Source organism: Mesorhizobium sp. M1312, assembly GCF_040318115.1.
GTDB lineage: Bacteria > Pseudomonadota > Alphaproteobacteria > Rhizobiales > Rhizobiaceae > Mesorhizobium.
In genome coordinates this window covers 1-9904 of record NZ_JAMYLQ010000064.1, presented here as the reverse complement: position 1 = coordinate 9904, position 9904 = coordinate 1, and the positions used below count along the sequence as shown (strand labels likewise).

Here is a 9904-nt window from a genome sequence, read left to right as displayed (position 1 = left end):
CCCGCCCGCCGCCCCCCCACCCCGCACACCCCCCCCACCGCCCCCCGCCGCGCCACGCCCCCGCCCCCGCCCCCCGCCCCCTCGCCCACCCCCGCCCGCCCCCGGCCGCGCGCCCCCCCCCCCCCCCCCACGCCGAGCATGATCCCGAAAAGTGGTTACCGGTTTTCGGCCGAGATCATGCTCAAACAAGAAGTTTCTTCGGCCGTTGGCCGACAAGTCGGCGGGCGTTTGGCCCGCGCTAGATGCAAGGGGTTTTCGAGGACCCCGAAAAGGAGAACGGCATGAACCAAGAGGTCATGAATCTCTTCAATCCCCAGGCGCCTGCGCAGGTGTTCGATTCCATCCGGATCTCGCTCGCCAGCCCTGAGAAGATTCTGTCCTGGTCGTTCGGCGAGATCAAGAAGCCGGAGACCATTAACTACCGCACCTTCAAGCCGGAGCGCGACGGCCTGTTCTGCGCGCGTATTTTCGGCCCGATCAAGGACTACGAGTGCCTGTGCGGCAAGTATAAGCGCATGAAGTACAAGGGCGTCATCTGCGAAAAGTGCGGCGTCGAAGTCACGCTGTCGCGCGTTCGTCGCGAGCGCATGGGCCACATCGAGCTGGCCGCGCCCGTCGCCCATATCTGGTTCCTGAAGTCGCTGCCGTCGCGTATCGGCACGTTGCTCGACATGACGCTGAAGGATATCGAGCGCGTTCTCTACTTCGAGAACTACATCGTCACCGAGCCCGGCCTCACCGCGCTGAAGGAGCACCAGCTCCTCAGTGAGGAAGAGTATATGATGGCCGTCGACGAATATGGCGAGGATTCGTTCACCGCCATGATCGGCGCCGAGGCCATCCACGACCTTCTGGCCGGCATGGACCTGGAGAAGATCGCCGGCGACCTGCGTTCGGAGCTGGCTTCGACCACGTCCGAGCTCAAGCAGCAGAAGTATCTGAAGCGGCTCAAGGTCGTCGAGAACTTCATGGAGTCCGGCAACCGTCCGGAATGGATGATCATGAAGGTGGTTCCGGTGATCCCGCCGGACCTGCGCCCGCTCGTTCCGCTGGACGGCGGCCGCTTCGCCACGTCGGATCTGAATGATCTGTATCGCCGCGTGATCAACCGCAACAACCGTCTGAAGCGGCTGATCGAGCTGCGTGCGCCCGGCATCATCGTGCGCAACGAAAAGCGCATGCTGCAGGAAGCCGTCGACGCGCTGTTCGACAACGGCCGTCGCGGCCGCGTCATCACCGGCGCCAACAAGCGCCCGCTGAAGTCGCTGTCCGACATGTTGAAGGGCAAGCAGGGTCGGTTCCGCCAGAACCTGCTCGGCAAGCGCGTCGACTATTCCGGCCGGTCGGTTATCGTCACCGGTCCGGAGCTCAAGCTGCACCAGTGCGGCCTGCCGAAGAAGATGGCGCTCGAACTGTTCAAGCCCTTCATCTATGCCCGTCTCGACGCCAAGGGTTATTCGTCCACAGTCAAGCAGGCGAAGAAGCTGGTCGAGAAGGAGCGTCCGGAGGTCTGGGATATCCTCGACGAGGTCATCCGCGAGCATCCGGTGCTTCTGAACCGTGCGCCGACACTGCACCGCCTCGGCATCCAGGCATTCGAGCCAATCTTGATTGAGGGCAAGGCGATCCAGCTTCACCCGCTGGTCTGCACGGCCTTCAATGCGGACTTCGACGGCGACCAGATGGCAGTTCACGTGCCGCTGTCGCTCGAAGCACAGCTTGAAGCCCGCGTGCTGATGATGTCGACCAACAACATCCTGCACCCGGCTTCCGGCGCGCCAATCATCGTGCCGTCGCAGGACATGGTTCTGGGTCTCTACTATCTCTCGATCGTCAACCAGAACGAGCCGGGCGAGGGCATGGTGTTTGCCGACATGGGCGAACTCCAGCACGCGCTCGAGACCAAGGCGGTGACGCTGCACTCCAAGATCAAGGGCCGCTTCCGCACGGTCGATGCGGACGGCAAGGTCGTGTCGAAGATCTACGACACCACGCCGGGCCGCATGATCATCGGCGAGCTTCTGCCGAAGAACGTCAACGTGCCGTACGAGACCGCCAACCAGGAGATGACCAAGAAGAACATCTCCAAGATGATCGACACCGTCTACCGCCATTGCGGTCAGAAGGAGACGGTCATTTTCTGCGATCGCATTATGGCCCTCGGCTTCAGCCACGCCTGCCGCGCCGGCATTTCGTTCGGCAAGGACGACATGCTGATCCCGGACGCCAAGATCAAGCTGGTCTCCGACACCGAGGCTTTGGCCAAGGAATACGAGCAGCAGTACAATGACGGCCTGATCACGCAGGGCGAGAAGTACAACAAGGTCGTCGACGCCTGGGCCAAGTGCTCGGAAAAGGTCGCCGACGAGATGATGGCCCGCATCAAGGCGGTCGAGTTCGAGGACAATGGCCGACAAAAGCCGATGAACTCGATCTACATGATGTCGCACTCCGGTGCGCGCGGCTCGCCCACCCAGATGCGCCAGCTTGCCGGTATGCGCGGCCTAATGGCCAAGCCTAGCGGTGAGATCATCGAGACGCCGATCATCTCGAACTTCAAGGAAGGCCTGACCGTGCTCGAGTACTTCAACTCGACCCACGGCGCCCGCAAGGGTCTGGCCGATACCGCCTTGAAGACGGCGAACTCGGGTTACCTCACCCGTCGTCTGGTCGACGTGGCGCAGGACTGCATCGTCAACTCCGTCGACTGCGGCACCGACAAGGGCCTCACCATGCAGCCGATCGTCGATGCCGGCCAGGTCGTCGCTTCCGTCGGCCAGCGCGTCCTCGGCCGCACGGCGCTCGACGACATCACTCATCCGGTCACGGGTGAGGTTCTGGTCAAGGCCGGAACGCTGATGGACGAACGCGACGTCGAGCAGATCGAACAGGCCGGCGTCCAGTCGGTCCGCATCCGCTCGGCGCTGACCTGCGACGTCAGGGTCGGTGTATGCGCGGTCTGCTACGGACGCGATCTGGCCCGCGGCACCCCGGTCAACCAGGGCGAGGCTGTCGGCGTCATCGCGGCGCAGTCGATCGGCGAGCCGGGCACCCAGCTTACCATGCGTACCTTCCACATGGGCGGTACGGCGCAGGTGGTGGACTCGTCGTTCCTTGAAGCCTCGTATGAGGGCAAGGTCGAGATCCGCAACCGCAACGTGGTGCGCAACTCCGACGGCCAGCAGATGGTCATGGGCCGCAACATGGCGGTGCTGATCCTCGACGAGGCCGGCAAGGAGCGCGCCACGCACCGTGTCACCTATGGTTCGCGCATCTTCGTGGACGACGGCGACAAGGTGAAGCGCGGCCAGCGCATCGCCGAGTGGGATCCCTATACCCGCCCGGTCCTCACCGAAATCGAGGGCAAGGTGGCGTTCGAGGATCTGGTCGACGGCATTTCCGTCCAGGAAACGGCCGACGAATCGACCGGCATCACCAAGCGCGAGGTCATCGACTGGCGCTCGACGCCACGCGGCAACGACCTCAAGCCGGCGATCGTCGTCCAGGATACCAAGGGCAAGGTCGGCAAGCTGTCGAAGGGCGGCGACGCTCGCTTCCTGCTCTCGGTCGAGGCCATTCTTTCGGTCGAGCCGGGCGCGCAGGTTCGCCCCGGCGACGTGCTGGCGCGTATCCCGATGGAAAGCGCCAAGACCAAGGACATCACCGGCGGTCTGCCGCGTGTTGCCGAACTGTTCGAGGCACGCCGTCCGAAGGATCACGCCATCATCGCCGAGATCGACGGCACGATCCGTTTCGGCCGCGACTACAAGAACAAGCGCCGCATCATCATCGAGCCGCATGACTCGACGCTTGAGCCGGTCGAATACCTGATCCCGAAGGGCAAGCCGTTCCATCTCCAGGACGGCGACGTCATCGAGAAGGGCGACTACATCCTCGACGGCAATCCGGCGCCGCACGACATCCTGGCGATCAAGGGCGTGGAGGCGCTTGCCTCCTACCTCGTCAACGAGATCCAGGAGGTCTACCGACTGCAGGGCGTGTCGATCAACGACAAGCACATCGAAGTGATCGTTCGCCAGATGCTGCAGAAGGTCGAGATCACCACGCAGGGGGACTCGACCTACATTCCGGGCGACCACGTCGACGTGATCGAGCTGGAAGAGGTCAACGAGCGCCTGGTCGAGGACGGCAAGAAGCCGGCCGAAGGCCAGCCGGTGCTCTTGGGCATCACCAAGGCCTCGCTGCAGACGCCGTCGTTCATCTCGGCCGCCTCCTTCCAGGAGACGACCAGGGTGCTGACCGAAGCGGCGGTTGCCGGCAAGACCGACATGCTTCAGGGGCTGAAGGAAAACGTCATCGTCGGCCGTCTGATCCCGGCCGGCACCGGCGGCACGATGAGCCAAATCCGGCGCATCGCCACCTCGCGCGACGAGCTGATCATCGACGAGCGCCGCAAGGCGTCGGGCGTCGAAGTCGCCGATCCGATGCTGACCGACATGGCTTCCGCCGCGCAGTAAGCGCGGCGGTATAGATCTCAGGCAACAAAGCCGTCGGGCAACCCGGCGGCTTTTTTGGGTGTTGAGTTGGCGATGGACTGGGAGGAGGCGTCGTCGAGTGTTGCGACTTATTTCGATCGTCCGGCGCCGCCCTCATTGCCCTGCCGGGCATTTCTCCCCGTAAACGGGGAGAAAGAAGCTGGCCGCAGCCTTGGCGCTCTTTCTGCGACGCTGGAGATTGGCGAAATCTTTGATAACGGCGTCCTTCTCCCCGTTCACGGGGAGAAGATGGCGGCAGCCAGATGAGGGCGGCGCGACGCTTGCCAGATGGTCAGGACCGGAGCGAAGGCCACTCCTACAGCTCCGCGGCTTAATCGTAAAACGCTTCCACCACATTGCGCTTGCCGAGCATGAAGGCGTCGGCGACGTGCTGGAGGGGAGCGAGATCGACATCGGAAATGCCGGCGCGCACGATCTCGGCGAAACGCCTGTAGAGCATCGGATATTCGGCTTCCGGCTCGTCGTGAACGACGCGGCCGTCGACCGCGAGTTTTGAGCCGCCGCCCGAAAGCACCATCGCGCCCTTGTCCGTCTCGGCCAGGATGTCCCAGCTTTGCGGGCCGGTCTGGCGCCAGTCGAGTTCCATCGTCACCGGCAAGCCGTTTGAGGTGCGGAAGGCGATATGTGCAGCGATCGGGGCTGCGCGGTTTTCGGGAAAATCGAGAATTGCCGAGGTGATGAACATTGCCGGCAATATATGGGTCGCGATCGACAGCGCGTTGATGCCGGGATCGAAGACACCGAAGCCGCCTGGCGCCCAGATCCAGTCCTGGTTCGGGTGCCAGCGGCGCACGTCTTCCTTCCAGTTGATGGCTGCCGATCTGATCTGGGTCGAGCCGAGAAATGCGCGCGCCGCTTCCACCGCCGGCGCATAGCGCGAATGCCAGCTGGCGAACAGCGAGACGCCGTTCGCGACCGCTAGCGCCTTCAAATCCTCGACCTCGCTGACCGTGGCGCCGGGCGGCTTTTCCAGGAAGACATGCTTTTTCGCCGCCAGCGCTGTCCGCGCGGCGTCGTAGCGGAACTGCGGCGGCATGCAGAGCGATACGGCCTCAAGCTCCGGGACCGCGTCCAGCATCGCCTCGATATCGGGAAAATTTGCGATCCCGTCCACCTTGCCGTGCCGGCTGGCGGCGGCGGCGAGGCGGTAGGCCCGGTCCTTGGCCAGGGCTGGCAGGTGTTGGTCGCGGACGATCTTTCCCACCCCGACGATGCCGAGCTTGATAGGGTTGCTGTTCGAGGACATGGGAGACTCCGCGGATTGGGAAAATGCACTGCTCCTGGCAGCGATGGTTCTCTTAGCAGAGAACTGATGCCGAGCAAGTCGCGGGAGGCTCGCCCGGTGGGCCGAGATAGAGCCCGCTTCAGACTGCCTTGCTTCAGACTGGCCCTGCTTAGAACTGGCCCTGCTTAGGCCTAGCCCTGATTAGACTGGACCTGCCTCAGACTGGCACGTCGAAGGTGACGATCGACACTTCGCCTTCGAGCGCGCCTTGATAGGCCGACAGGTGCGGCTCGTCGTCGGGCACGCCGTCCAGGTCGCCGATCTGATCGAGCTCCGCCTCGGCGTAACCTTCGGCCGAGAGCGATTCGAGCGCCCGGCGCACCGCCGAATCGTCGTCGGGCGCGACCAGCATGACGTGGACGCCTTCCGGCTTGCCGTCTTTCCTCTTCCACGCCCGGCCGGTGATGATGGTGACCGGACGCTCATCATTGTCGTTCACGGGCTGATTCCTCCGGGCGAGGGGATTTGTGCTGTTCATGTCTCTTTTTCGCATGAAGCATGGCCGCGCAACAGCCGAAAGCCGGTCACTTTCTTCCTTCCCCTTGCAAAATGGCGAAAGAAAATTACATGCGCTTCTCACATGGCTGCCAAGCCTCGGTTTCAGCGTAATATTTGGCGCTCCGGGGTTGACGGGCAACAGGCTTGCGAGTAGAAGCCGGCCAGTCAGAACCGATGTGAGGCTCTCACTTCCGAAGCGACACGCTTTGGAGTTTGCCTCAAACAGGGTTCGTTTTACGAGCGAAAAGACATTTCCGGCGTGCATGAAGCGGTTTCCGCTTCCTCTGCCATTTGTTCGGGCAAGACCGCGAGGCGCGGTTTGTGGCCCGAATTTGCGTATGGAAATGACGCTTTGAGCGGCCCTGACCGGGCGAGACACGGAATTGAGAGACAAGAGGGTTTAATGCCTACCGTCAACCAGCTGATCCGCAAGCCGCGCATTGCGCCGGTGAAGCGCAACAAGGTCCCGGCCATGCAGCAGAACCCGCAGAAGCGGGGCGTCTGCACGCGCGTCTACACAACGACGCCGAAGAAGCCGAACTCGGCGTTGCGCAAGGTGGCCAAGATCCGCCTGACCAATGGTTTTGAAGTGATCGGCTACATCCCCGGCGAAGGCCACAACCTTCAGGAACACTCCGTGGTGATGATCCGCGGCGGCCGCGTCAAGGATCTTCCGGGCGTCCGCTACCATATCATCCGCGGCGTGCTCGACACGCAGGGTGTGAAGAACCGCAAGCAGCGCCGTTCGAAGTACGGCGCCAAGCGTCCGAAGTGACCGAAGCGTAGCCAAGGTCATCCCGGACGGCGCCAAGCGACGATACAGGATCCAGGCCACCACGCAGAATTGAGGCAGAGAAAAAATGTCCCGTCGTCACAGTGCAGAAAAGCGTGAGATCAACCCGGACCCGAAGTTCGGCGATCTGATCGTCACCAAGTTCATGAACGCCGTCATGTATGACGGCAAGAAGTCGGTTGCCGAGACCATCGTCTATGGCGCGCTCGACCAGGTCCAGTCCAAGACCAAGCAGGAGCCGGTCACCGTCTTCCATCAGGCGCTCGACAACGTCGCGCCGCATGTCGAAGTGCGTTCGCGTCGCGTCGGTGGCGCCACATACCAGGTTCCGGTCGACGTGCGCCCCGAGCGCCGTCAGGCGCTGGCCATCCGCTGGCTGATCGCCGCCGCCCGCAACCGCAATGAGACCACGATGGTCGACCGCCTCTCCGGCGAGCTAATGGACGCGGCCAACAACCGCGGCACCGCTGTCAAGAAGCGTGAAGACACCCACAAGATGGCAGAAGCCAACCGCGCCTTCGCGCACTACCGCTGGTAAAGCGCGAACGAGACTGAAGAGGCACCTCCCATGGCCCGCGAATATAAAATCGAAGATTACCGCAATTTCGGTATCATGGCGCATATCGACGCCGGCAAGACGACGACCACCGAGCGCGTCCTCTACTACACGGGCAAGTCGCACAAGATCGGCGAAGTCCATGACGGCGCTGCCACCATGGATTGGATGGAGCAGGAGCAGGAGCGCGGCATCACCATCACGTCGGCTGCGACCACGACCTTCTGGAAGGCTCGTGACGGCAAGATGCATCGCTTCAACATCATCGATACCCCCGGCCACGTCGACTTCACCATCGAGGTCGAGCGTTCGCTGCGTGTGCTCGACGGCGCCATTGCGCTGCTCGACGCGAATGCCGGTGTCGAGCCGCAGACGGAAACCGTCTGGCGTCAGGCCGACAAGTACCGCGTGCCGCGCATGATCTTCTGCAACAAGATGGACAAGATCGGCGCTGATTTTTATCGCTCAGTCGAGATGATCGGTTCGCGCCTCGGTGCGCATGCCGTCGTCATGCAGTTGCCGATCGGTGCCGAGACCGAGTTCAAGGGCGTCGTCGACTTGGTCGAGATGAACGCGCTGGTCTGGCGCGACGAGACGCTGGGCGCCGCCTGGGACGTCGTCGAGATTCCTGCCGACCTCAGGGCTCGTGCCGAAGAATACCGTGAGAAGATGATCGAGGCCGCCGTCGAAATGGACGAGACGGCGCTTGAGAATTACCTCGAAGGCAAGATGCCGAGCAATGACGAGATCCGCGCGCTGATCCGCAAGGGCACCATCGCGGTGAAGTTCTATCCGATGTTCTGTGGCTCGGCCTTCAAGAACAAGGGCGTGCAGCCGCTGCTCGACGCCGTCGTCGAATATCTGCCGTCGCCGGTCGATGTTCCGGCCATCAAGGGCGTCGACGCCAAGACCGATGCCGAGATCGAGCGTCATGCCGACGACAACGAGCCGCTGTCGATGCTCGCCTTCAAGATCATGAACGACCCGTTCGTCGGTTCGCTCACCTTTGCCCGCATCTATTCGGGCAAGCTCACTAAGGGCATCTCGGTCGACAACACGGTCAAGGGCAAGAAAGAGCGCATCGGCCGCATGCTGCAGATGCATGCGAACTCGCGCGCCGACGTCGAAGAGGCTTTTGCCGGCGACATTGTCGCCTTGGCCGGCCTCAAGGACACGACCACCGGCGACACGCTCAGTGATCCGCTCCATCCGGTCATCCTCGAGCGCATGGAATTCCCCGATCCGGTCATCCAGATCGCCATTGAGCCGAAGACCAAGAACGACCAGGAAAAGATGGGCCTCGCCCTTCACCGCCTGGCCGCCGAGGATCCGTCCTTCCGCGTCAAGACCGACGAGGAAAGCGGCCAGACGATCATTTCCGGCATGGGCGAACTTCACCTCGACATCATCGTCGACCGCATGCGTCGCGAGTTCAAGGTCGAGGCCAATGTCGGCGCGCCGCAGGTGGCCTATCGCGAGACGATTACCCGCAGCCAAGAACAGGACTACACGCACAAGAAGCAGACCGGCGGTACCGGTCAGTTCGCCCGCGTCAAGATCCTCTTCGAGCCGAATCCGGAAAGCAGCGAATTCCAGTTCGAAACCAAGATCGTCGGCGGCGCTGTGCCGAAGGAATACATCCCCGGTGTCGAAAAGGGCATCAACAGCGTCATGACCTCGGGCCCGTTCGCCGGCTTCCCGATGATCGGCGTCAAGGCGACGCTGATCGATGGTGCCTACCACGACGTGGATTCCAGCGTCCTGGCCTTCGAAATCGCTGGCCGTGCCTGCTTCCGTGAAGCGGCGCCCAGGCTTGGCGTGCAGTTGCTCGAGCCGATCATGAAGGTCGAAGTGGTGACCCCGGAAGATTATGTCGGCAGCGTCATCGGCGACCTGAACGGCCGTCGCGGCCAGATCCAGGGCCAGGAAGCCCGTGGCGTGGCGGTGGTTATCAACGCGATGGTGCCGCTCGCCAACATGTTCAAATACGTCGACAACCTGCGCTCGATGAGCCAGGGCCGCGCGGCCTACACGATGCAGTTCGATCACTATGAGCCGGTGCCGACTGCGGTCGCTCAGGAAGTCCAGAAGAAATACGCGTAACCAGAACGGGTTGCAGCGCTAACTTAATTCAAAGCCCGCACGGGGCGAGCAGGAATGGAGACATCACATGGCAAAAGGTAAATTCGAGCGTACAAAGCCTCATGTGAACATTGGCACGATTGGCCACGTCGATCATGGCAAGACATCGCTGA

General features: G+C 62.5%; 6 protein-coding genes and 1 pseudogene. 5 read left to right on the top strand and 2 right to left on the bottom strand.

Annotated elements, in window-relative coordinates; translation table 11 throughout:
* Positions 1-281: 281 nt before the first annotated feature.
* Positions 282-4478 (top strand): DNA-directed RNA polymerase subunit beta', encoded by a 4197-nt coding sequence (gene rpoC / locus NKH36_RS33910; RefSeq protein ID WP_352966132.1) that lies wholly within the window; start codon positions 282-284, stop codon positions 4476-4478.
* 349 nt (positions 4479-4827) lie between these two features.
* Here rpoC and NKH36_RS33905 read toward each other — a convergent pair whose 3' ends face one another.
* Together NKH36_RS33905 and NKH36_RS33900 are read right to left on the bottom strand one after the other, a co-directional pair.
* Positions 4828-5763: a Gfo/Idh/MocA family protein gene (locus NKH36_RS33905; RefSeq protein WP_352966131.1), complete on the bottom strand. Its 936-nt coding sequence runs from the start codon at positions 5761-5763 to the stop codon at positions 4828-4830.
* A 196-nt stretch (positions 5764-5959) separates the two neighbouring features.
* The gene (locus tag NKH36_RS33900) at positions 5960-6241 is read right to left on the bottom strand and encodes a transcriptional regulator (RefSeq protein WP_123150797.1); all 282 of its coding nucleotides are present in this window, start codon (positions 6239-6241) and stop codon (positions 5960-5962) included.
* 462 nt (positions 6242-6703) lie between these two features.
* Between NKH36_RS33900 and rpsL the strand changes: the two genes are divergently transcribed.
* From rpsL to NKH36_RS33880, 4 genes and pseudogenes are all read left to right on the top strand, one after another.
* On the top strand, positions 6704-7075 hold the full coding sequence (gene rpsL, locus NKH36_RS33895; protein WP_006333356.1) for a 30S ribosomal protein S12: 372 nt from the start codon (positions 6704-6706) through the stop codon (positions 7073-7075).
* 85 nt (positions 7076-7160) lie between these two features.
* Complete coding sequence (gene rpsG, locus NKH36_RS33890; RefSeq protein WP_008875664.1) at positions 7161-7631, top strand: 30S ribosomal protein S7; 471 nt, start codon at positions 7161-7163, stop codon at positions 7629-7631.
* A gap of 30 nt (positions 7632-7661) precedes the next feature.
* Positions 7662-9752: an elongation factor G gene (fusA, locus tag NKH36_RS33885; protein WP_352966130.1), complete on the top strand. Its 2091-nt coding sequence runs from the start codon at positions 7662-7664 to the stop codon at positions 9750-9752.
* A gap of 67 nt (positions 9753-9819) precedes the next feature.
* A pseudogene (locus NKH36_RS33880) lies at positions 9820-9904 on the top strand (GTP-binding protein); the annotation flags it as partial.